This window comes from Pseudomonas entomophila, from assembly GCF_018417595.1.
In the GTDB taxonomy this organism is placed as follows: Bacteria; Pseudomonadota; Gammaproteobacteria; order Pseudomonadales; family Pseudomonadaceae; genus Aquipseudomonas; species Aquipseudomonas entomophila_C.
This window is the reverse complement of record NZ_CP070982.1, coordinates 148,062-174,011: the sequence shown is the minus strand read 5'-3', so window position 1 is coordinate 174,011 and position 25,950 is coordinate 148,062. Positions and strand designations below refer to the sequence as shown.

At 63.5% G+C, this 25,950-nt stretch carries 6 protein-coding genes; 1 reads left to right on the top strand and 5 read right to left on the bottom strand.

Going from position 1 to position 25,950, the window contains the following annotated elements; translation table 11 throughout:
• Positions 1–3: 3 nt before the first annotated feature.
• From JYG34_RS00700 to JYG34_RS00680, 5 genes are all read right to left on the bottom strand, one after another.
• A complete protein-coding gene (locus JYG34_RS00700; protein WP_213659085.1) occupies positions 4–1,023 on the bottom strand; it encodes an ABC transporter substrate-binding protein in 1,020 nt (339 codons plus the stop codon).
• Positions 1,024–1,041: 18 nt separating this feature from the next.
• Positions 1,042–1,941 (bottom strand): TauD/TfdA dioxygenase family protein, encoded by a 900-nt coding sequence (locus JYG34_RS00695; RefSeq protein ID WP_213659084.1) that lies wholly within the window; start codon positions 1,939–1,941, stop codon positions 1,042–1,044.
• 391 nt (positions 1,942–2,332) lie between these two features.
• Complete coding sequence (locus JYG34_RS00690; protein ID WP_213661088.1) at positions 2,333–3,691, bottom strand: HlyD family type I secretion periplasmic adaptor subunit; 1,359 nt, start codon at positions 3,689–3,691, stop codon at positions 2,333–2,335.
• 7 nt (positions 3,692–3,698) lie between these two features.
• Positions 3,699–5,855, bottom strand: a complete 2,157-nt coding sequence (locus JYG34_RS00685; RefSeq protein ID WP_011531580.1) for a type I secretion system permease/ATPase — start codon at positions 5,853–5,855, stop codon at positions 3,699–3,701.
• Positions 5,856–5,899: 44 nt separating this feature from the next.
• Positions 5,900–7,237 carry a TolC family outer membrane protein gene (locus JYG34_RS00680; RefSeq protein ID WP_213659083.1) on the bottom strand — a complete coding sequence of 446 codons (1,338 nt, stop codon included), beginning with the start codon at positions 7,235–7,237 and terminating at the stop codon, positions 5,900–5,902.
• A gap of 350 nt (positions 7,238–7,587) precedes the next feature.
• Between JYG34_RS00680 and JYG34_RS00675 the strand changes: the two genes are divergently transcribed.
• On the top strand, positions 7,588–25,842 hold the full coding sequence (locus tag JYG34_RS00675; protein ID WP_213659082.1) for an immunoglobulin-like domain-containing protein: 18,255 nt from the start codon (positions 7,588–7,590) through the stop codon (positions 25,840–25,842).
• The last annotated feature ends 108 nt before the right edge of the window (positions 25,843–25,950 follow it).

Genomic DNA, 25,950 nt, shown 5'->3' with positions numbered 1-25,950 from the left:
TGATCAGCTCCCCTGCAGCGGGCGTTCATCCTGGAAGAAGTAGTCCTTCCACGACGCCGGCTTGTTCTTGATCGCGCCGACCCGGTAGAGGAAGTCGGCCAGCTTGTAGGTGTTCTTCGGGGTGACGGTGAACTCGTACTGGGGGTTGTCGATCAGCTTGATCAGCGCGTCGCGGTCGATCTTGGCCTGGGTCACGCGGATGTAGGTGTCGGCGGCGGCGGCCTTGTCCTTCTGGGCGAAGTCGGCGGCCTCGGCGAGGGCATCGACGAAGGCCTTGTAGGTCTTCGGGTTGTCGTTGCGGAACTTCTCGGTGGCGAACAGCAGCGTCGGCGAGTTGGGGCCGAGCAGGTCATAGCTGTTGAGCACCACATGCACGTTCTTGTTGGCCAGCACCTGGTCCTGGAACGGCGGATTGGAGAAGTGTCCGTTGAGCTCGGTGCCACCGGCCAGCAGCGCCGCGGTGGCGTCCGGGTGCGGCACGGCCAAGGTGTACTTGTCGAGGCGGTTGTATTCCTTGTCGCCCCACTGCTGGGCGGCGGCGTACTGCAGGAAACGCGACTGGACCGAAACACCCACCGCCGGCACGGCAATGCGGTCCTTGTCACCGATATCGGCGATGCTCTTCACATTCGGGTTGCTGCTGACCAGGTAGTACGGGAAGTTGCCCAGAGAAGCCACGGCCTTGACGTTCTGCCGCCCCTTGGTGCGATCCCACACGGTAAGCAGCGGGCCGACACCGGCACCGGCGATGTCCACCGAACCGGACAGCAGTGCGTCATTGATCGCCGCGCCGCCGGAAAGCTGGGCCCAGTCGACCTTGATGTCGATGCCCTGCTCCTTGCCGTGCTTTTCGATCAGTTGCTGGTCACGCACCACGTTGAGCAGCAGGTAGACGATGCCGAACTGCTCGGCGATGCGGATCTGCCCTTCGGCGTGGGCCACGGTGGGCGCCACGAGGCTGCCTAGACCCAAGCTGGCGCCCAGGGCAATGCTGGCCGCCAGGCGGCTGATGGATATGCGCATGATGAATTTCCTCAGTCGTCAGAACGGGGCGTCGCCCTGGATGGTGGTGCGGTACAGCTTGCGCCGCAGGTGCGCGGGGCAGCCGGCGGCCAAGTGGATCAGCGAGCGGTTGTCCCAGAACACCAGGTCACGGGGCTGCCACTGATGGCGGTAGATGTGCTGCTCGAGCACGCTCAGGGCGTAAAGCTGACGCAGCACATCACGGCTCTCGTCTTCCGGCAGGCCGACGATGCGGGTGGTGAAGCCCTCGCTGACGAACAGCGCCTTGCGGCCGTTTTCCGGGTGGGTGCGCACTACGGGATGGATGACTTCCTGGACCTGGGCCAGCTGCTCGGCGGTGAGGGTCGGGCGCCAGTTGCCTTCGAACTTGGTCTCGGCGTAGCGGGCGGTATAGGAGTGAGCGGCGACGCGGCCCTCGACGACCTTGCGCAGGGCGACGGGCACCGCGTCCCAGGCCTTGTGCATGTCGGCGAACAGGGTGTCGCCGCCCTCGCTGGGCAGCTCCTGGGCATGCAGCATCGAACCCAGGCTGGGGAGTTCCTTGTACGACAGGTCGGAGTGCCAGAACTTGCCGGCATCGCCCAGGCCGACGTTGCGACCGTCCTCGACGATGTTGGACACGATCAGGATCTCGGGGTGGCCCGCCAGCAGGAACTGCTTGAGCACGTGGATCTGCAGCTCACCGAAGCGGCGGCTGAAGGCGATTTGTTGTTCGGGGCTGATGCGCTGGTCGCGGAACACCAGGACATGGTGGTCCAGATGGGCGCGGTGGATTCGGCTGAAATCCTCGACATTGACCGGTCGGGCCAGGTCGAGGCCGACGATCTCGGCGCCGACGGCACCCGGGAACGGGCGGATGTCGAAGGTTTGCGGCAGGGCGCTGTCGATGGACGACAAGGCGTTCGAGGCGGCTAGCATTGGTCACTCCCACGCAGTGCGCGACTTCAGGGCGCGCAACGATCGGAAACGCACGGGGTTTGCCCGTGTGGGTTCGAGTCGTGCGGCGCGCCGATTGGTCGGCGGGTACGCAGTGAGAGTGACTATAAAGTCATAAGAACGATACTTTAAATACCGTTACGGCATATCCATATGAAGGGGCGCTCGATACGCCGCGCAGCAGATCCCTGTGGGAGCGGGTTCACCCGCGAATGCAAGGGTGAGGCCGCCGACGCTTTCGCGGGTAAACCCGCTCCCACAGGAACCGCGCCAACCCAAAGACCAGCATCTCACCGGCAGGAGCCGGCTTTACCGGCGAATGGGCCAGTGCAGTCAGCACGACACCATTGCTCCCACAGCTTACCGCCTACCATCACCGCTCACGCAGCGCCTCGCTGCGGGCCTTGATGATTGGTTTGAGCAGGTAGCTCATGATGGTTTTCTTGCCGGTCATGATGTCCACCGTCGCCACCATCCCCGGGATGATCAGCAGCGGCTTCTCGTCGGTGCCCAGGTGGCTCTTGTCGGTGCGCAGCTTGATCAGGTAGTAGGTGGTCTTCTTGTCTTCGTCGGTGATGGTGTCGGCACCGATCTGCTCGAGCTTGGCCTTCATGCCGCCGTAGATGGTGTAGTCGTAGGCGCTGAACTTGACCGTGGCTTCCTGGCCCGGGTGCAGGAAGGCGATATCCTTGGGCAGGATCTTCGCCTCGATCACCAGGGTGTCATCCAGCGGCACGATTTCGATGATGTCGCTACCCGGCTGGATCACCCCGCCGATGGTGTTGACCAGCAGCTGCTTGACGATGCCGCGCACCGGCGAGGTGACCACGGTGCGGTTCACCCGGTCATCCAGCGCCTTGCTGGTGGCGGTGGCCTTGTTCAGCTCGGTGCGCGCCTCGTTGAGCTGGGTCAGCGCCTCGCTGCGGAACTTGCCACGGGTCTCCTCGATCTTGCTCTCGACTTCCTTGATCGCCGCCTCGGCCCGCGGGATGGCCAGGCTGGTTGAGTCCATCTGGCCACGGTTCTCGACCTCGGCGCGGCGCAGGCGCAGCACTTCGACCTGGGAGATCGCGCCCTGGGCCACCAGCGGCTCGGACATGGCGATCTCCTGGCGCAGCAACTGCAGGCTGTTGGCGTACTGGGCGCGCTTGGAGTTGAACTCGCGCAGCTCCTGCTGCTTCTGCACCAGTTGCTGCTGCAAACCCGCCACCTCGTCCTGCAACTGCTGACGACGGCTCTGGTACAGCGACTGCTCGTTGGCAGCCTGGTTGGGGGCGGCCTTGCGCAGCTCCTCGTCGATCTGCAGCGGCTTGTCCTCGACCTCGGCGTTCAGGCGCTGCACACGCAGGGCCATGGCCAGGCGCAGGGCCTCGGTTTCGTCGACGTTGGAGGCGAAGCGGGTCTCGTCCAGGCGCAGCAGCGGCTGGCCGACCTCGACGATCTCGCCTTCCTTGGCAAAGATCTCGGCGACGATGCCGCCTTCGAGGTTCTGGATCTTCTGCACCTTGGACGACGGGATGGCCTTGCCCTCCCCGCGCGTCACTTCGTCGATGGGCGCGACGCTGGCCCAGACGATCATGAACAGGAAGAACGCGATCACGCCCCAGATGGTCAGGCGCACGATGCGCGGCGCATCTTCGATCAGCGCCTTGTTGACCTCGGGCAGCGGCTGCCCGGCCAGGGACTCGGAGCCCTTGAAGTAACGGCGCAGGTTGTCCTTGAAACGCCCCATATCCAGCTTATGCAACACTGATCTGCCCCTTCTTCAGCGCATCCATGACGGCGGCTTTCGGGCCATCCGCGACAATCTGTCCACGATCGATGACGATCAACCGGTCCACCAGCGACAGCAACGAGGCGCGGTGGGTGACCAGCAGCACGGTCTTGCCTTCGATCACTGCGGCCAGGCGCTGCTTGAGGCGCTCCTCGCCGGTGTTGTCCATGGCGCTGGTAGGCTCGTCCAGCAGCAGGATCTGCGGGTTGAGCAGCAAGGCCCGGCCCAGGGCGACGTTCTGCCGCTGGCCGCCGGAGAGGTTCTGGCCACGCTCGCCGACCTGCAGCTCGTAACCGTCCGGGTGCAGGCGGGCGAACTCGTGCACACCCGCCAGTTCAGCGGCCTGCAGGATCAGCTCGTCCTCGATGTAGCGGGCGCCGCTGACCAGGTTGTCGCGCAGGGTGCCGGCCAGCAGCTGGATGTCCTGGGGCACATAGCCGATGTTGTGGCGCAGCTCGCTGACGTCGATCTGGCGGATGTCCACGCCATCGACCAGCAGCGAGCCGTTGTCCGGCTCGTAGAGGCCGACGATCAGCTTGGCCAGCGAGCTCTTGCCCGAGCCGCTGCGGCCGATGATGCCGACCTTCTCGCCCGGGCGGATGGTCAGGTTGATGCCCTTGAGCGCCTGGTTCTGCTGGTTCGGGTAGGTGAACTCGACCCCGCGGAACTCGACCGCGCCCTGCAGCACCTGGCGGCTCAGCGGGCGCTCCTCGAAGTTGCGCTCCTGCGGCAGCTCCATCATCTGGTCGGTGGCCACCATGGTCACCTTGGCTTGCTGGTAGCGGGCCAGCAGGCCGTTGAGCTGGCCCAGCGGGCCGAGGGCACGGCCACTAAGCATGTAGCAGGCCACCAGGCCGCCCATGCTGAGGTTGCCGTCGATGATCAGGTACACGCCGACACAGATCATCGCCACGCCGGCCAGCTGCTGGATCAGCAGGGTGATGTTCATGGCCAGGCCCGACAGCACCTTGACCCGCAGTTCCAGGCGGCTGAGGGTGCCGAGGGTCTGCTCCCACATGTACTGGCGTTCGCTCTCGGCGTTGTTGACCTTGACCGCGTCCAGCCCGGCGAGGGTCTCGATCAGGCTCGACTGGCGCTCGGAGGCCAGGGCCATGGTCCGTTCCATGGTCGCCATCAACGGCTTCTGCAGGGCGTAGCCGATGCCCAGGGCCAGCGGGAAGGCCAGGATCGGGATCCACACCAGGTGCCCGCCGATGATGGCGATGACCATCAGGATCAGCAGGGTGAACGGCAGGTCGATCAGGCTGGTCAGCGTCAGCGAGGCGAGGAAGTCGCGCAGCCCCTGGAACTCGTGGATGTTCTGGGCAAAGCTGCCGACCCGCGCCGGGCGGTACTTCATCGACATCCCCACGATGCGCTCGAACAGCGTCGCCGAGATGATCAGGTCGGTCTTCTTGCCGGCCAGGTCCAGGCAGAGGCTGCGCAGGCCCTTGAGGATGAGGTCGAAGACATAGGCGCCGGCAATGCCGATGGCCAGCACCCACAGGGTCGAGGTGGCCTGGTTGGGCACCACGCGGTCGTACACGTTCATCACGAACAGCGGCGCGGCCAGGGCGATCAGGTTGATCACCAGGCTGGCGGCGATGGCGTCGATGTACAGCCATTTGCTGCGCAGCAGCGTGTCGCGGAACCAGGAGCGGGCGCGCGGGATGAGGTTGCCATGGTTGACGTCGAACTTGTGCTGCGGCTGGGCGAAGAACACCTTGCCACTGTAGTCGCTCTGCAACGCTTCACGGGTGACATGCACCTCGCCGCCGTCGCTCTCGCTGAGCAGCAGGCGGGCGGTGTCTTCGTTCTCCCAACCCAGCAGGACGGCGCAGCGGCCCTCCTTGAGCAGCACCATCGCCGGCATGGCGATGCTCGGGATCTGCTCCAGCTTGCGCTGCAGCAGGCGGCCCTGCAGGCCCGCCCGGGCGGCGGCGCGGGGCAGCAGCTCGGCGGTCAGGCGCTGCGAGGGCAAGGGCAGCCCGGTGGTCAGCATGGCCCGGCTGGCGGGCTTCTGGTGCAGGACACACAGGGTCAGCAGACTGTCCAGCAACGGGTCGTCATGCTGACTGCGTGGATCGTGGCTGAGTTGGACTCGACTGACTTCGGATTCCACGCGGCGCTCTCTTCATCCTTGCGGGTAGGGGCAAGGCGCGCCTGTCAGTTCATGCCTGGCAGGTTCACCTTGGGTTTCAGGTCGTTCTGCACAACGGATGCCATGGGGGCTACGACACCCTGGCTCTTGAGCAGTTGACCAATGGTCGCCTTGATTCGGTATTGAGTAAACATTTGTGTGTTCTTCACCTCTACCAGACGGCGCTGGGCGGTGAAGGTTTCATTCTCGCTGTCGAGCAAATCGAGCAGGGTGCGCTCGCCCAGGCCGAACTGCTGCTGGTAGGCGCTGCGCACGCGCTGGCTGTGATCGACGTACTGCTGGGCGATCGGTACCTGGGCGTTGGCGTTGTCCAGAGCATTCCATGCCAAGCCTAACTCCTCATTGAGCTGGCGCAAGGCGTTGTTGCGAATGTCCAGGGCCTGGTTGGCCAGGTACGACTTCGACTCCAGGTCCGCCTTGTTGCTGCCACCGGCGTAGAGGTTGAAGTTCATCCGCAGCATGGCCTGCCATTCATTGTTGTGGCCGACCGCGCCGTCGAGGTTGTTGTCGGCCGTTCGTCCGAGTTCGGCATCGAAGCGTGGATAGAACGTAGACTTCGCGGCTTCATATTGCTTTTCGGCGGCGGCGATGTCGGACTCGGCCGAGCGCAGGATCGGGCTATCTTCGATCAACTGGTGACGGGCTTCGTCGAGGGTCGCTGGCAGCAGGTCGACAAATGGCGCTGGCGTGCTTAACTCGTCCGGCATTTGCCCGACGACGCTCAGGTAGTTGGTGTTGGCGTCGGCCAGGTTGGTCTGCTCGGTGATCAGGTTGTTGCGGGCCTGGGCCTGGCGCGCTTCAGCCTGGTCGAGGTCGGCCATGCGGCCTACGCCGCGGCTGGTGCGCAGCTTGATCTGGTCGAGAATGCGGTCGTGGTTGCGCAGGTTGTCTTCGGCCAGGCGTACCATTTCGCGGCGGGCCAGCACATCCAGGTAGACCTGGGCCACGGTCAGCGCGGTGCGTTCGGAAGTACCCAGCAGGGAATAGGCGCGGGCGTTGACGGTGGCTTGCTGGCGGCCGACTTCACTGGAGGTGGCGAAGCCGTCGAAGACCATCTGCCGCAGGCGCAGGGCCGACTCGCCACGGTTGAGGGTTTCCCAGCGGTTGCCGGTGCTGGGGCTGTCGGTGCCCTCACGGCCATAGCCGGCGGTCACGTCGACCCGCGGCAAATAGCCGCCCTTGGCGGCGCGCAGTTGGTGATCCGCAGCCATGCGGGCATTCACGCCGGCCTGGATTTCCGGGTGCACCTCGAGGGCCTTCTGCATGGCTTCGGGCAGGGTCTGGGCTTGAACGAAGGTGGCGGCAAGCGCGAAAGGAAGAGCGGTGAACAGTGACGCACGCATTTTTACTGGTTCCCGAGAGAGCTGTTGTCCCAAATCACAGCCGAAGCTGTGCCTGCCTTGGAAAATGGCAAACCCCGATCCTGTGTATAGGAAGCTTCCGAATAGGCAGTGCGATTAATACGAAAGAAAGGGCTGTGGATGGCCAAATATCAATGTGACATTACGTTGGCGATTGTTTAGGATGGCAGCCAGAAGGTCAATAGTTTGGCATAAAGTAAATCGCCAATAGTTATAGACGTAAAATTGACACTTTGGTGTGTCAAAATCATTTTTGAAACATTCCATCAGTCGCCGCCTTCGCATGCCGGCCAGGCATGGAAGCCAACTGAACGGGTAGTCCGGAGAGTCCAATGAGCACTGTTGTTGCCATCGTCAAAAGCATTGTTGGCCAAGTCATCGCAGTTTCCCCAGAAGGCATCCGGCGCGTACTCATCGAAGGCGACCGCCTGTTCGCCGGCGAACAGGTAGACACCGGCGCGGGCGGCGCGGTCACCCTGGAGCTGGCCGACGGCCGCCTGCTCGACCTGGGCCGCGACACCCAATGGAGCGCCGACGCGCCCGACAGCAGCACCGACCTGAGCCAGGCCACCGCCCAGGCAGCGCCCTCGGTCGAAGAACTGCAGCAAGCCATCGCGGCGGGTGCCGACCCGACCACCGAGCTGGAAGCCACCGCAGCCGGCCCGGCCGCGGCAGGGGGCGGCTCCGTCGGCGGCGGTCACAGCTTCGTGCTGCTCGAGGAGACGGCCGGGGCGGTCGACCCGAACATCGGCTTCCCCACCGGCCCGATCGGTTTCGCCAACGGGCTGGGCAACCAGGAAATCGGCGGGCTGGACACGACGAGCACCGACACCACGGCCAACACGCCGATCAGCACTGGCCTCACCCTCAGCGCCACCCCTTCGATCACTGAAGCGGGTGGCGTGATCGTCTATACCGCGACCGTCGGCCAGGCACCGCTGAGCAACCTCACCGTCACCCTGTCCAACGGCGCGGTGATCGTGATTCCGGCCGGGCAGACCACTGGCACCGTCAACGTCAACATCCCGGCAAACGACACGCCGTACAACGATGGCGGCCAGATCTCCACCACCATCACCGGCACCACCGGCGGCAACGGCCTGATCGTCACCCCGAGCACTACGCCGGCCGTAACCCAGGTCACCGACACCATCGACACCACCACGGCGACGCTGACCGCGACCCCGAGCGTGACCGAAGGCGGTGTGATCACCTACACCGTGACCCTGACCAACCCGGCGCAAACGCCGGTGACCGTCACCCTGTCCAATGGCCAGACCGTCACCATCGAAGCGGGCAAGTCCTCCGGCAGCGTCGATTTCCAGACCCCGGCCAACGACGTCTACAACAATGGCAGCACCGTCAGCACCACGATCACGGGGGCAACGGGCGGCAACTTCGAGAATCTGGTGCCGAACCCGGCGCCAGCGCAAACGGTCGTCAATGACTCGGTCGACACCACCACCGCGACGCTGACCGCGACCCCGAGCGTGACCGAAGGCGGTGTGATCACCTACACCGTGACCCTGACCAACCCGGCGCAGACACCGGTGACCGTCACCCTGTCCAACGGCCAGACCGTCACCATCGAAGCGGGCAAGTCCTCCGGCAGCGTCGATTTCCAGACCCCGGCCAACGACGTCTACAACAACGGCAGCACCGTCAGCACCACGATCACGGGCACAACAGGCGGTAACTTCGAGAATCTGGTGCCGAACCCGACGCCAGCGCAGACCGTCGTCAATGATTCGGTCGACACCACCACCGCGACGCTGACCGCCACCCCGAGCGTGACCGAAGGCGGCGTCATCACCTACACCGTGACCCTGACCAACCCGGCGCAGACGCCGGTGACCGTCACCCTGTCCAACGGCCAGACCGTCACCATCGAAGCGGGCAAGTCGTCCGCCAGCGTCGATTTCCAGACGCCCGCCAACGATGTGTTCGTCAACGGCAGCACCGTCAGCACCACGATCACGGGGGCAACGGGCGGTAACTTCGAGAATCTGGTGCCGAACCCGACGCCAGCGCAGACCGTCGTCAGCGACAGCATCGACACCGTCACGGTCAGCATCGCCAGCAATGGCAATGTGACCGAGGCCGAGCAGCCGACCTTTACCGTTTCGGTCAGCCAGAAGCTCGACCATGACCTGACTGTCACCCTGTCCAACGGCGACAAGGTGGTTATCGCCGCGGGCCAGACCGAGGCGACCTACAGCCTGCCGGCCCAGGGCGACGACGTATTCAAGGACGGCAGTTCGGTGACCCTGGGCGTGACCGATGCCAACGTCCCGGGCAAGACCTTCGAGAACCTGGAACTGGGTGGCTCGGCCACTGTGCAGATCACTGACACGGTCAGTGAAGTCGTCGCGACCCTGACCGCCGACAAGACCACCGTCACCGAAGGCGGCCAGGTCACCTACACCGTGACCCTGACCAACGCCCAGGGACTGTCGGTCACCGGCCACAACGGCCTGACCTTCACCCTGTCCGATGGCACCAAGGTCACCGTGCCTGCGGGCAGCGCCAGCGGTACCTTCACCATCACCGCCAAGGATGACGTGTACGTCGGTGGCCAGCCTTCGATCGTCAACAAGATCGAATCGGTCGCCGGTGGCGACAACTTCGAGAAGCTGACCCTCGGCGACAACACCATCACCACCACCGTCACCGATGAGCCAGGTACCGGCACTCCGGGCACCGGCAACGAAGGCGACAAGGTCGCCGTCACCATCGTCAGCAACGGTGACGTGAACGAAGCTCAGCAGCCGACCTTCACCGTCAAAGTGAACCAGCCGCTGGATCGCGATCTCACTGTCACCCTGTCCAACGGTGATAAGGTGGTCATCACTGCCGGTCAGACCGAAGCCACCTACAAGGCCGCCGCTCAAGGCGATGACGTGTTCAAGGATGGCAGTTCGCTGACCGTCGGCATCACCGACGCCACTGTCACCGGCAAGACCTTCGAGAACCTGGAGCTGGGTGGCAACGCCACGGTTCAGATCACCGACACCATCAGTGAGGTTGTCGCGACCCTGACCGCCGACAAGACCACTGTTTCGGAAGGCGGCCAGATCACCTACACCGTCACCCTGACCAATGCCCAAGGCCTGTCGGTCACTGGCCACAACGGCCTGACCTTCACCCTGAGCGATGGCACCAAGGTCACCGTGCCTGCGGGCAGCGCCACTGGCACCTTCACCATCAATGCGCCAGATGATGTCTATGTTGGCGGCCAGCCGACCATCACCAACAAGCTTGAATCCGTTACAGGCGCCGACAACTTCGAGAAGCTGACCCTGGGTCAGGATGAAGTGAAGACCGAAGTGACGGACGAACCTGGTACTGGCACGCCTGGCACGGGCAACGAAGGCGACAAGGTCGCCGTGACCATCGTCAGCAATGGTGACGTCAACGAAGCCCAGCAACCGACCTTCACCGTCAAAGTGAACCAGCCGCTGGACCGCGACCTGACCGTGACCCTGTCCAACGGCGACAAGGTGGTGATCACTGCCGGTCAGACCGAAGCGACCTACAAGGCCGCGGCTCAAGGCGATGACGTGTTCAAGGACGGCAGCTCGCTGACTGTTGGCATCACTGATGCCACCGTCACCGGCAAGACCTTCGAGAACCTGGAGCTCGGTGGCTCCGCCACCGTGCAGATCACTGACACCGTCAGTGAGGTTGTCGCAACCCTGACTGCCGACAAGACCACCGTGTCGGAAGGCGGCCAGGTCACCTACACCGTGACCCTGACCAACGCCCAGGGCCTGTCGGTCACCGGCCACAATGGCCTGACCTTCACCCTGTCCGACGGCACCAAGGTCAACATTCCGGCCGGCAGCGCCTCGGGCACCTTCACCATCACCGCCAAGGATGACGTGTACGTCGGCGGCCAGCCGAGCATCGTCAACAAGATCGAATCGGTTACCGGTGGCGACAACTTCGAGAAGCTGACCCTCGGCGACAACACCATCACCACCACCGTCACCGATGAGCCTGGCACCGGCACCCCAGGTACCGGCAACGAAGGCGACAAGGTGTCCGTCAGCATCGTCAGCAACGGCGATGTCAACGAAGCCCAACAGCCGACCTTCACCGTCAAAGTGAACCAGCCGCTGGATCGCGATCTCACTGTCACCCTGTCCAATGGCGACAAGGTGGTGATCACGGCTGGTCAGACCGAAGCCACCTACAAGGCGGCTGCCCAAGGCGACGACGTGTTCAAGGACGGCAGCTCGCTGACTGTTGGCATCACTGATGCCACCGTCACCGGCAAGACCTTCGAGAACCTGGAGCTCGGTGGCTCGGCCACCGTGCAGATCACCGACACCGTCAGCGAAGTCGTTGCGACCCTGACCGCCGACAAGACCACCGTGTCGGAAGGCGGCCAGGTCACCTACACCGTGACCCTGACCAACGCCCAGGGCCTGTCGGTCACCGGCCACAACGGCCTGACCTTCACCCTGTCCGACGGCACCAAAGTCAGCATTCCAGCCGGCAGCGCCAGTGGTACCTTCACCATCACCGCCAAGGACGATGTGTACGTCGGCGGCCAGCCGAGCATCGTCAACAAGATCGAATCGGTTACCGGTGCGGACAACTTCGAGAAGCTGACCCTCGGCGACAACACCATCACCACCACCGTCACCGATGAGCCTGGCACCGGCACCCCAGGTACCGGCAACGAAGGCGACAAGGTGTCCGTCAGCATCGTCAGCAACGGCGATGTCAACGAAGCCCAACAGCCGACCTTCACTGTCAAAGTGAACCAGCCGCTGGATCGCGATCTGACTGTCACCCTGTCCAACGGCGACAAGGTGGTGATCACCGCCGGCCAGACCGAAGCCACCTACAAGGGTGCGGCTCAAGGCGATGACGTGTTCAAGGACGGCAGCTCGCTCACCGTTGGCATCACCGATGCCAGCGTCCAGGGCAAAACCTTCGAGAACCTAGAGCTCGGTGGCTCGGCCACCGTGCAGATCACTGACACAGTCAGTGAAGTCGTCGCGACCCTGACCGCCGACAAGACCACGGTTTCGGAAGGCGGCCAGGTCACCTACACCGTGACCCTGACCAATGCCCAGGGCCTCTCGGTCACCGGCCACAACGGCCTGACTTTCACCCTGAGCGATGGCACCAAAGTTTCCATCCCGGCCGGCAGCGCCTCGGGCACCTTCACCATCACCGCCAAGGATGATGTGTACGTCGGCGGCCAACCTTCGATCGTCAACAAGATCGAATCGGTTAGCGGTGCGGACAACTTCGAGAAGCTGACCCTCGGTGATAACACCATCACCACCACCGTCACTGACGAACCAGGTACAGGTACTCCAGGTACCGGCAACGAAGGCGACAAGGTCGCCGTCACCATCGTCAGCAACGGTGACGTGAACGAAGCCCAGCAGCCGACCTTCACTGTCAAAGTGAACCAGCCGCTGGACCGCGACCTGACCGTGACCCTGTCCAACGGCGACAAGGTGGTGATCACTGCCGGTCAGACCGAAGCCACCTACAAGGCCGCGGCTCAAGGCGACGACGTGTTCAAGGACGGCAGCTCGCTGACTGTTGGCATCACTGATGCCACCGTCACCGGCAAGACCTTCGAGAACCTGGAGCTCGGTGGCTCCGCCACCGTGCAGATCACTGACACCGTCAGTGAGGTTGTCGCAACCCTGACTGCCGACAAGACCACCGTGTCGGAAGGCGGCCAGGTCACCTACACCGTGACCCTGACCAACGCCCAGGGCCTCTCGGTCACCGGCCACAATGGCCTGACCTTCACCCTGTCCGACGGCACCAAGGTCAACATTCCGGCCGGCAGCGCCTCGGGCACCTTCACCATCACCGCCAAGGATGACGTGTACGTCGGCGGCCAGCCGAGCATCGTCAACAAGATCGAATCGGTTACCGGTGGCGACAACTTCGAGAAGCTGACCCTCGGCGACAACACCATCACCACCACCGTCACCGATGAGCCTGGCACCGGCACCCCAGGTACCGGCAACGAAGGCGACAAGGTCGCCGTCACCATCGTCAGCAACGGTGACGTCAACGAAGCCCAGCAACCGACCTTCACCGTCAAAGTGAACCAACCGCTGGACCGCGACCTGACTGTCACCTTGTCCAATGGCGACAAGGTGGTCATCACCGCAGGCCAGACCGAAGCCACCTACAAGGCTGCGGCTCAAGGCGATGACGTGTTCAAGGACGGCAGCTCGCTGACCGTCGGCATTACCGATGCCAGCGTCCAGGGCAAAACCTTCGAGAACCTGGAGCTCGGTGGCAGCGCCACCGTGCAGATCACCGACACCGTCAGCGAGGTCGTGGCGACCCTGACCGCCGACAAGACCACAGTGTCGGAAGGCGGCCAGGTCACCTACACCGTGACCCTGACCAATGCCCAGGGCCTCTCGGTCTCCGGCCACAATGGCCTGACCTTCACCCTGAGCGATGGCACCAAAGTCACCATCCCGGCCGGCAGCGCCTCGGGCACCTTCACCATTACCGCCAAAGATGACGTCTACGTCGGTGGCCAACCGAGCATCGTCAACAAGATCGAATCGGTTACCGGTGCGGACAACTTCGAGAAGCTGACCCTCGGCGACAACACTGTCACCACTACCGTCACCGATGAGCCAGGCACCGGCACCCCAGGTACCGGCAACGAAGGCGACAAGGTCGCCGTCACCATCGTCAGCAACGGTGACGTCAACGAAGCCCAGCAACCGACCTTCACCGTCAAAGTGAACCAACCGCTGGACCGCGACCTGACTGTCACCTTGTCCAATGGCGACAAGGTGGTCATCACCGCAGGCCAGACCGAAGCCACCTACAAGGCTGCGGCTCAAGGCGATGACGTGTTCAAGGACGGCAGTTCGCTGACCGTCGGCATCACCGATGCCACCGTCACCGGCAAGACCTTCGAAAACCTGGAGCTCGGTGGCTCCGCCACCGTGCAGATCACCGACACCGTCAGTGAGGTTGTCGCGACCCTGACCGCCGACAAGACCACCGTCAGCGAAGGCGGCCAAGTCACCTACACCGTCACCCTGACCAACGCCCAGGGCCTGTCTGTCACCGGCCACAATGGCCTGACCTTCACACTGTCCGATGGCACCAAGGTCAACGTGCCTGCGGGCAGTGCCACCGGCACCATCACCATCAATGCGCCCGATGACGTGTACGTTGGCGGCCAGCCTTCGATCGTCAACAAGCTGGAATCCGTTTCCGGCGCGGACAATTTCGAGAAGTTGACCCTCGGCGACAACACTGTCACCACCACCGTCACCGACGAGCCAGGCACCGGCACCCCGGGTACCGGCAACGAAGGCGACAAAGTCGCCGTCACCATCGTCGGCAACGGCGATGTGAACGAGGCCCAGCAGCCTTCGTTCACCGTCAAGGTCAGCCAGAAACTCGACCAGGACCTGACCGTCACCCTGTCCAACGGCGACAAGGTCACTATTCCGGCTGGTCAGACCCAGGTCGAGTACAAGGCGCCAGCGCAAGGTGAAGACGTCTTCAAGGATGCAGGTCCGCTGACCATCGGCATCACTGACGCCGCAGTCGCTGGCAAGACCTTCGAAAACCTGGAACTGGGTGGCTCGGCCACCGTGCAGATCACTGACACCGTCAGTGAGGTTGTCGCAACCCTGACCGCGGATAAGACCACCGTCAGCGAAGGCGGCCAGGTCACCTACACCGTGACCCTGACCAACGCCCAGGGCCTGTCGGTCACCGGCCACAACGGCCTGACCTTCACCCTGTCCGACGGCACCAAGGTCAGCATCCCGGCCGGCAGCGCCTCGGGCACCTTCACCATCACCGCCAAGGACGATGTGTACGTCGGCGGCCAACCTTCGATCATCAACAAGATCGAATCGGTTGCCGGTGGCGACAACTTCGAGAAGCTGACCCTCGGCGATAACACCATCACCACCACCGTCACCGACGAGCCAGGCACCGGCACCCCAGGTACCGGCAACGAAGGCGACAAGGTCGCCGTGACCATCGTCAGCAACGGTGACGTGAACGAAGCCCAGCAGCCGACCTTCACCGTCAAAGTGAACCAGCCGCTGGACCGCGACCTGACCGTGACCCTGTCCAATGGCGACAAGGTCGTGATCACCGCAGGCCAGACCGAAGCCACCTACAAGGCCGCCGCTCAAGGCGATGACGTGTTCAAGGACGGCAGCTCGCTGACCATTGGCATTACCGATGCCAGCGTCCAGGGTAAAACCTTCGAGAACCTGGAGCTCGGTGGCTCGGCCACCGTGCAGATCACCGACACGGTCAGCGAAGTCGTCGCAACCCTGACTGTCGACAAGACCACCGTCAGCGAAGGCGGCCAGGTCACCTACACCGTGACCCTGACCAATGCCCAGGGCCTGTCGGTCACCGGCCACAACGGCCTGACCTTCACCCTGTCCGACGGCACCAAGGTCAACATTCCGGCCGGCAGCGCCAGCGGTACCTTCACCATCACCGCCAAGGATGACGTGTACGTCGGTGGCCAACCTTCGATCGTCAACAAGATCGAATCGGTTACTGGGGCGGACAACTTCGAGAAGTTGACCCTCGGCGACAACACCATCACCACCACCGTCACCGATGAGCCAGGTACCGGTACCCCGGGTACCGGCAACCAGGGCGACAAGGTCTCCGTCACCATCGTCAGCAACGGCGATGTCAACGAAGCCCAACAACCGACCTTCACCGTCAAAGTGAACCAGCCGCTGGACCGCGACCTGACCGTGACCCTGTCCAACGGCGACAAGGTGGTGATCACTGCCGGTCAGACCGAAGCGACCTACAAGGCTGCGGCTCAAGGCGATGACGTGTTCAAGGACGGCAGCTCGCTGACCGTCGGCATTACTGATGCCACCGTCACCGGCAAGACCTTCGAGAACCTGGAGCTCGGTGGCTCGGCCACCGTGCAGATCACCGACACGGTCAGCGAAGTCGTCGCGACCCTGACTGCCGACAAGACCACCGTCAGCGAAGGCGGCCAGGTCACCTACACCGTGACCCTGACCAATGCCCAGGGCCTGTCGGTCACCGGCCACAATGGCCTGACTTTCACCTTGTCCGACGGCACCAAGGTCACCGTGCCTGCGGGCAGCGCCAGCGGCACCTTCACCATCACCGCCAAGGATGACGTCTACGTCGGTGGCCAACCTTCGATCGTCAACAAGATCGAATCGGTTACCGGTGCGGACAACTTCGAGAAGCTGACCCTCGGCGACAACACCATCACCACCACCGTCACCGATGAGCCAGGTACCGGTACCCCGGGCACCGGCAACGAAGGCGACAAGGTCTCCGTCACCATCGTCAGCAATGGCGACGTCAACGAAGCCCAACAACCAACCTTCACCGTCAAAGTGAACCAGCCGCTGGACCGCGACCTGACCGTGACCCTGTCCAATGGCGACAAGGTCGTGATCACCGCAGGCCAGACCGAAGCCACCTACAAGGCCGCGGCTCAAGGCGATGACGTGTTCAAGGATGGCAGCTCGCTGACCGTTGGCATCACCGACGCCACTGTCACCGGCAAGACCTTCGAGAACCTGGAACTCGGTGGTAGCGCCACCGTGCAGATCACTGACACCGTCAGTGAGGTTGTCGCAACCCTGACTGCCGACAAGACCACCGTGTCGGAAGGCGGCCAGGTCACCTACACCGTGACCCTGACCAACGCCCAGGGCCTGTCGGTCACCGGCCACAATGGTCTGACTTTCACCCTGAGCGACGGCACCAAGGTTTCCATCCCGGCCGGCAGCGCCAGTGGCACCTTCACCATCACCGCCAAGGATGACGTGTACGTCGGTGGCCAGCCTTCGATCGTCAACAAGATCGAATCGGTCGCCGGTGGCGACAACTTCGAGAAGCTGACCCTCGGCGACAACACCATCACCACCACCGTCACCGACGAGCCAGGTACCGGTACCCCCGGCACTGGCAACGAAGGCGACAAAGTCGCCGTCACCATCGTCAGCAATGGCGACGTCAACGAAGCCCAGCAACCAACCTTCACCGTGAAGGTGAACCAGCCGCTGGACCGCGACCTGACCGTGACCCTGTCCAACGGTGACAAGGTGGTGATCACTGCCGGGCAGACCGAAGCCACCTACAAGGCCGCGGCTCAAGGCGATGACGTGTTCAAGGATGGCAGCTCGCTGACCGTTGGCATCACCGACGCCACTGTCACCGGCAAGACCTTCGAGAACCTGGAACTCGGTGGCAGCGCCACCGTGCAGATCACCGACACCGTCAGTGAGGTCGTCGCGACCCTGACCGCCGACAAGACCACCGTGTCGGAAGGTGGCCAGATCACCTACACCGTGACCCTGACCAACGCCCAGGGCCTGCCGGTCACCGGCCACAACGGCCTGACCTTCACCCTGTCCGACGGCACCAAAGTCAGCATTCCGGCCGGCAGCACCACCGGTACCGCCACCATCACCGCACCGGACGATGTCTTCGTGGGCGGCCAAGCCACCATCAGCAACAAGCTGGTGAATGTCAGCGGCGCCGACAACTTCGAGAAACTGACCATGGGTCAGGGCGAAGTACAGACCTCCGTGACCGACGAACCGGGCTCGGGCACGCCGGGTACCGGCAACCAGGGCGACAAGGTGTCCGTCACCATCGTCGGCAATGGCGACGTCAACGAAGCCCAGCAGCCAAGCTTCACCGTCAAGGTCAGCCAGAAGCTCGACCAGGACCTCACCGTTACCCTGTCCAATGGCGCCAAAGTCACCATTCCGGCTGGCCAGACCCAGGTCGAGTACAAAGCCGCCGTCCAAGGCGACGATGTGTTCAAGGACGGCGGTTCGCTGACCGTTGGCGTCACTGACGCACAGGTTGTAGGCAAGACCTTCGAGAACCTGGAGCTCGGCGGAAGCGCTACCGTGCAGATCACTGACACCATCAGCGAAGTGGTCGCGACCCTGACCGCCGACAAGACCACCGTGTCGGAAGGCGGCCAGGTCACCTACACCGTGACCCTGACCAACGCCCAGGGCCTGTCGGTCACCGGCCACAACGGCCTGACCTTCACCCTGTCCGACGGCACCAAAGTCAGCATTCCAGCCGGCAGCGCCAGCGGCACCTTCACCATCACCGCCAAGGACGACGTGTTCGTCGGCGGCCAGCCTTCGATCGTCAACAAGATCGAGTCGGTTAGCGGTGCAGACAACTTCGAAAAATTGACCCTCGGCGACAATACCGTCACCACCTCCGTCACCGACGAACCGGGCAGCGGCACAGGCACCGGTACCGGCAACCAGGGCGACAAGGTTTCCGTGACCATTGTCAGCAATGGCAATGTCACCGAGGACCAACAACCGTCGTTCACCGTCAAGGTCAGCCAGAAGCTCGACCAGGACCTGACCGTCACCCTGTCCAACGGCGCCAAGGTGACCATCGTCGCCGGCCAGACCGAGGCCATCTACAAGGCCGCGGCCCAAGGCGACGACGTGTTCAAGGACGGCAGCTCGCTGACCGTCGGCATCACCGATGCGTCGGTAGTTGGCAAGACCTTCGAGAACCTGGAGTTGGGTGGCAACGCCACAGTTCAGATTACCGACACCATCAGTGAAGTCGTCGCGACCCTGTCCGCCGACAAGACCACCGTCAGCGAAGGCGGCCAGGTCACCTACACCGTGACCCTGACCAACGCCCAGGGCCTGTCGGTCACCGGCCACAACGGCCTGACCTTCACCCTGACCGATGGCACCAAGGTCAGCATCCCGGCCGGCAGCGCCTCGGGTACCTTCACCATCACCGCCAAGGATGATGTGTACGTCGGTGGCCAGCCGAACATCGTCAACAAGATCGAATCGGTCGCCGGTGGCGACAACTTCGAGAAACTGACCCTCGGCAGCAACACCGTCACCACCTCTGTCACCGACGAACCGGGCAGCGGTACGGGCACCGGTACCGGCAACCAGGGCGACAAGGTTTCCGTGACCATCGTCGGCAATGGCGACGTGAACGAAACCCAACAGCCCAGCTTCACCGTCAAGGTCAGCCAGAAGCTTGACCAGGACCTCACCGTTACCCTGTCCAACGGCGCCAAAGTCACCATTCCGGCCGGTCAGACCCAGGTCGAGTACAAAGCGCCGGCTCAAGGTGAAGACGTCTTCAAGGATGCAGGTCCGCTGACCGTCGGCATCACCGACGCCTCGGTGGTTGGCAAGACCTTCGAGAACCTGGAGCTCGGCGGCTCGGCCACCGTGCAGATCACCGACACCACCAACGAGGTGGTCGCGACCCTGTCTGCGGACAAGACCACCGTCACCGAAGGCGGCCAGGTCACCTACACCGTCACCCTGACCAATGCCCAGGGCCTGTCGGTCACCGGCCACAATGGCCTGACCTTCACCCTGTCCGACGGTACCAAGGTCACCATCCCGGCCGGCAGCGCCAGTGGCACCTTCACCATTACCGCCAAGGACGACGTGTTCGTCGGTGGCCAGCCAAACATCGTCAACAAGATCGAATCGGTCGCCGGTGGCGACAACTTCGAGAAACTGACCCTCGGCAGCAACACCGTCACCACCTCTGTGACTGACGAGCCGGGCAGCGGCACGGGCACCGGTACCGGCAACCAGGGCGACAAGGTCTCCGTCACCATCGTCAGCAACGGCGACGTGAACGAAGCCCAGCAACCAAGCTTCACCGTCAAGGTCAGCCAGAAGCTCGAGCAGGACCTCACCGTCACCCTGTCCAACGGCGCCAAGGTCACCATTCCGGCCGGTCAGACCCAGGTCGAATACAAAGCGGCGGCCCAGGGCGACGACGTGTTCAAGGACGGCAGTTCGCTGACCGTCGGCATCACCGACGCCACTGTCACCGGCAAGACCTTCGAGAACCTGGAGCTGGGTGGCAACGCCACGGTGCAGATCACCGACACCGTCAGTGAAGTCGTCGCGACCCTGTCCGCCGACAAGACCACCGTCAGCGAAGGCGGCCAGGTTACCTACACCGTGACCCTGACCAACGCCCAAGGCCTGTCGGTCACCGGCCACAACGGCCTGACCTTCACCCTCACCGACGGCACCAAGGTCACCATCCCGGCCGGCAGCGCCTCGGGTACCTTCACCATCACCGCCAAGGACGACGTGTTCGTCGGTGGCCAGCCGAACATCGTCAACAAGATCGAGTCGGTCGCCGGTGGCGACAACTTCGAGAAACTGACTCTCGGCAGCAACACCGTCACCACCTCTGTGACTGACGAGCCGGGCAGCGGCACAGGCACCGGTACCGGCAACCAGGGCGACAAGGTCTCCGTCACCATCGTCGGCAACGGCGACGTGAACGAAGCCCAGCAACCAAGCTTCACCGTCAAGGTCAGCCAGAAGCTCGAGCAGGACCTCACCGTCACCCTGTCCAACGGCGCCAAGGTCACCATTCCGGCCGGCCAGACCCAGGTCGAATACAAAGCGGCCGCCCAGGGTGACGACGTGTTCAAGGATGGCAGTTCGCTGACCGTCGGCATCACCGACGCCACTGTCACCGGCAAGACCTTCGAGAACCTGGAGCTGGGTGGCAACGCCACGGTTCAGATCACCGACACCATCAGTGAGGTTGTCGCGACCCTGACCGCCGACAAGACCACGGTTTCGGAAGGCGGCCAAGTCACTTACACCGTCACCCTGACCAACGCCCAGGGCCTGTCGGTCACCGGCCACAACGGCCTGACCTTCACCTTGACCGATGGCACCAAGGTCACCATCCCGGCCGGCAGCGCCTCGGGTACCTTCACCATCACCGCCAAGGACGACGTGTTCGTCGGTGGCCAGCCGAACATCGTCAACAAGATCGAATCGGTCGCCGGTGGCGACAACTTCGAGAAACTGACCCTGGGCAGCAACACCGTCACCACCACCGTCACCGACGAACCAGGCAGCGGCACGGGCACCGGTACCGGCAACCAGGGCGACAAGGTTTCCGTGACCATCGTCGGCAATGGCGACGTGAACGAAACCCAACAGCCCAGCTTCACCGTCAAGGTCAGCCAGAAGCTCGACCAGGACCTCACCGTCACCCTGTCCAACGGTGCCAAGGTCACCATTCCAGCGGGTCAGACCCAGGTCGAGTACAAAGCGGCCGCTCAGGGCGACGATGTGTTCAAGGATGGTAGCTCGCTGACCGTCGGCATCACCGACGCCACGGTCACTGGCAAGACCTTCGAAAACCTGGAGCTCGGCGGCAACGCCACGGTGCAGATCACCGACACCATCAGCGAGGTCGTCGCAACCCTGTCCGCCGACAAGACCACCGTCAGCGAAGGCGGCCAGGTCACCTATACCGTGACCCTGACCAATGCCCAGGGCCTGTCGGTCACTGGCCACAATGGCCTGACCTTCACCCTGACCGACGGCACCAAGGTCACCATCCCGGCTGGCAGCGCCAGTGGCACCTTCACCATCACCGCCAAGGATGACGTGTTCGTCGGCGGCCAGCCGAATATCGTCAACAAGATCGAGTCGGTCGCCGGTGGCGACAACTTCGAGAAGCTGACCCTCGGCAGCAACACCGTCACCACTTCCGTGACCGACGAACCGGGCAGCGGCACGGGCACCGGTACCGGCAACCAGGGCGACAAGGTGTCCGTCACCATCGTCAGCAATGGCAATGTCACCGAAGACCAGCAACCATCGTTCACCGTCAAGGTCAGCCAGAAGCTCGAGCAGGACCTCACCGTCACCCTGTCCAACGGCGCCAAGGTGACCATCGTCGCCGGCCAGACCGAGGCCATCTACAAGGCTGCGGCCCAGGGCGACGACGTGTTCAAGGATGCCGGCGCCCTGACCGTGGGCATCAGCAACGCCGCCGTCACCGGCAAGACCTTCGAGAACCTGGAACTCGGCGGCGCGGCCACCGTGCAGATCAGCGACACCACCAGCGAAGTCGTGGCCACCCTGACGGCGGACAAGACCACCGTCACCGAAGGCGGCCAGGTCACCTACACCGTCACCCTGACCAACGCCCAGGGCCTGTCGGTCACCGGCCACAACGGCCTGACCTTCACCCTGACCGATGGCACCAAGGTCACCATCCCGGCCGGCAGCGCCAGCGGCACCTTCACCATCACCGCCAAGGATGATGTGTACGTCGGTGGCCAGCCGAACATCGTCAACAAGATCGAATCGGTCGCCGGCGGCGACAACTTCGAGAAACTGACCCTGGGCAGCAACACCGTCACTACCAGCGTCACCGACGAGCCAAGCGGCCAGGGCGACCTGACCACCGTGGGCATCAGCGGCGACACCTCGGTGACCGAAGGCGATACCGCCCACTACACCCTGACCCTGAGCAACACCTCGAAGAGCGAAGTAACCGTCACCCTGACCTACAGTGGCACCGCCACCAACGGCCAGGACTTCACCGGCGTGGTCACCGTCAAGATCCCGGCCAACAGCAACGGCACGACCTTCGACATCAAGACCATCGACGATCAGCTCGTTGAAGGCTCGGAGAACTTCACGGTCAAGATCAGCGGCGTCAGCGGCGGCAACTTCGAGAACCTGCAGGTCGATGCCGGCAAGTCCAGCGTCACCACCACCATCCTCGACAACGACCACGTGCCGGTGTCGACTGGTGGCGCCGTGACCGGCAACGAAGACACCGACTACGTGTTCGGCTGGGGCGACTTCAACGTCACCGACGCCGATGGCAACACCGGCCTGTCGGTGACCATCAGCAAACTGCCGGACCTTGGCAGCCTGAAGTTCTTCAACGGCACCGCGTGGGTCGATGTCACGCTGAACCAGAACATCAGCCAGGCCGACATCGCCGCCGGCAAGCTCAAGTTCGTGCCGTTGGCCAACCAGTCGGGCATCGACGGTTATGGCGGCACCGGCGTGGGCAACAAGCAGGCCGACTACGCGCAGATCAAGTACAAGCCCAACGATGGCACCAACCTGGGCGGCGAAGCGACCATGAAGGTCGATATCCGGCCGGTAGCCGACAAGCCCGACCTGAACATCGGCAACAACAACGTCAACTCGATCGGCCTGGTCAAGGAAACCTGGAACAGCCTCACCGGCCTGGGCAACAACGGCAACGGCATCTCCGGCGATACACTGAAGAACGTGTTCTCCAACTCCGGCAATGCCAGCAAGACCGAGACGGTCACCGGCGTCGACTCGACCAGCAACGTCACCCCAGGCAGCGGCTCGAAGACTTCCGGCCTGATCTACCTGGAAGCCGGCAAGACCTACGCCTTCACCGGCACCGCCGATGACAGCCTGCAGATTGTGGTCGGCGGCAAGAACGTCGCCAGCGGCATCTGGGGCTCGGGCAGCGGCGCCATCTCCGGCAGCTTCACCCCGACCACCAGCGGCTACTACACCCTGGAGATCTACAACGCCAACCAGGCCGGCCCAGGCAGCCTGGACGTCAACATCCGGGTCAACAATGGCACGGCGATGGACCTGAACAGCTCGAACATCCCGATGTACCCGAGCGTCAAGGACCTGGCCAACGCCGGCGTCACCGTTTCCGACCTGCACGGCAGCAACGGCCAGGGCTACTACGACGGCTACAAGCTCAACGAAGGCAGCGAGAACGGCGCGCCGGTCAAGCTGGTGGGCATCAGCACCAACCTGACCGACACCGACGGTTCCGAGACCCTCAGCATCAAGCTCAGCGGCATCCCGGCAGGCTCGGTGATCGCTGACAATGCCGGCCACACCTTCACCGTCGGCGCGTCCGCGGTGGACGTCACCGGCTGGAACCTGGGCAGCCTGACCATCAAGCCGCCGGCCTACTACTACGGCCAGTTCGACGTGAAGGTCAGCTCGACCTCCACCGAGAGCGTCGGCGGCAGCACCGCCACCACCGAGGGCACCATCAAGGTCACGGTCTACCCGCAGACCTACAGCACCAGCAACCTGTCCTCGGACAGCGACAACATCACCGGCACCGACGGCAACGACGTGGTGGTGGCGGACGTCAGCGGGCTGCACGTGGTACCCGGGCAGAACTACAACCTCGCCTTCATCGTCGACACCTCCGGCAGCATGGGCTCGTCGGGCGTCGATGCGGCGAAGAAATCCCTCGAGTCGGTGTTCAAGACCCTGGCCGCCAGCGTCAAGGGCGATCAGGCGGGTACTGTGAACATCCTTCTGGTGGACTTCGCCAGCCAGGTCAAGAGCAGTGTCTCGGTAACCCTGAACGATGCCGGCCTGCAGAAGCTGCTCAGTGCCCTGAACACCCTCAACTCCAATGGCGGCACCAACTACGAAGATGCGTTCAAGACCACCGCCAACTGGTTCCAGAACCTCAAGGACGGCGGCAATACCGGCAGCAACCAGACGTTCTTCATCACCGACGGCAAGCCGACGTTCTACCAGGCGGGCGAGAACAGCAACCCGACACTGGGTACCTCGGGCATCACCCTGGATACCTTCCTGGCCTCGATCAACTACAAGCCAGGCATGGCGTTCAACGACTACATCGACAGCAGCAGGACCAACTACGTCAGCATCGACAATGCCGGCAACCTGCAGGTGCAGTACATCAGCGGCAGGAACTGGAAGTACGGCGTCTCCGGCGAACTTCACCCGGAAGGCAACGGCACCTACGAACTGTCTTACCAGGCAGGCCGTGGCAGCTACACCGACGATGCCACCTGGAACAACTCGCTGAGCAGCTTCACCTTGCTCTCGGGCCTGTCCAACGTCGAGGCGATCGGCCTGAACAACGGTGTGAACACCAGCGACCTGAAACCGTTCGACTCCGACGGCACGCCGCAGACCAACATCGACCCGAGCAAGCTGGCCGAAGCCATCCTCGGCCACACCGAAGTCACCCAGCCGGGCAACGACACGGTCAATGGCGGCGATGGCAACGACATCATCTTCGGCGACCTGGTCACCTTCGACGGTATCGCCGGCACGGGTGTCGAGGCGATCCAGGCGTTCGTCGCCGGCAAGCTGGGCGTCGACGCGGGCGACGTGGATGCCCGGACGATGCACAAGTACATCAACGAGCACTACACCGAGTTCGATGTCTCGCGCAGCAATGACGGTGCCGACACCCTGCTGGGTGGCAACGGCAACGACATCATCTTCGGCCAGGGTGGCAACGACTACATCGACGGCGGCAAGGGCAACGACATCCTGCTCGGGGGGACCGGCAACGACACCCTGCTCGGCGGCGAAGGCAACGACCTGCTGTTCGGCGGTGCCGGCAACGACCTGATGATCGGCGGCAAGGGCGACGACATCATGACCGGTGGCACCGGCGCCGACACCTTCGTGTGGAAGGCCGGCGACCTGGGCAACGACGTGATCAAGGACTTCAAGGCCAGCGAAGGTGATCGCCTCGACCTGAGCGACCTGCTCCAGGGCGAGCGCGCCAGCACCATCGACAACTTCCTGAAGCTCACCACGGTCAATGGCGAGTCGACCCTGCAAGTCAGCACCGAAGGCAAGCTCAACGCCGCCGGCGGCCTGGCCAATGCCGACGTGACCATCAAGCTCGAAGGCGTCAACTGGTCGAACACCACGATCAACTCGTTGATCAGCGGCGCCGACCCGACCATCAAGATCGACAACTCCAACAGCTGATCCCTGCCTCTCTACGGCGGCCCGCAAGGGCTGCCGTCGGGGGCGCGGGCTTTCCCAGCCATCCCTTCACGCGCATACTCGTGCGCCGGGCTTACATGCCCGGTGAAC

Excerpts from the sequence above, each read along its gene's own strand:
- JYG34_RS00700 (WP_213659085.1), bottom strand. The coding sequence starts at position 1,023 with ATGCGCATATCCATCAGCCGCCTGGCGGCCAGCATTGCCCTGGGCGCC.
- JYG34_RS00695 (WP_213659084.1), bottom strand. The coding sequence starts at position 1,941 with ATGCTAGCCGCCTCGAACGCCTTGTCGTCCATCGACAGCGCCCTGCCG.
- JYG34_RS00690 (WP_213661088.1), bottom strand. The coding sequence starts at position 3,691 with ATGGGGCGTTTCAAGGACAACCTGCGCCGTTACTTCAAGGGCTCCGAG.
- JYG34_RS00680 (WP_213659083.1), bottom strand. The coding sequence starts at position 7,237 with ATGCGTGCGTCACTGTTCACCGCTCTTCCTTTCGCGCTTGCCGCCACC.
- JYG34_RS00675 (WP_213659082.1), top strand. The coding sequence starts at position 7,588 with ATGAGCACTGTTGTTGCCATCGTCAAAAGCATTGTTGGCCAAGTCATC.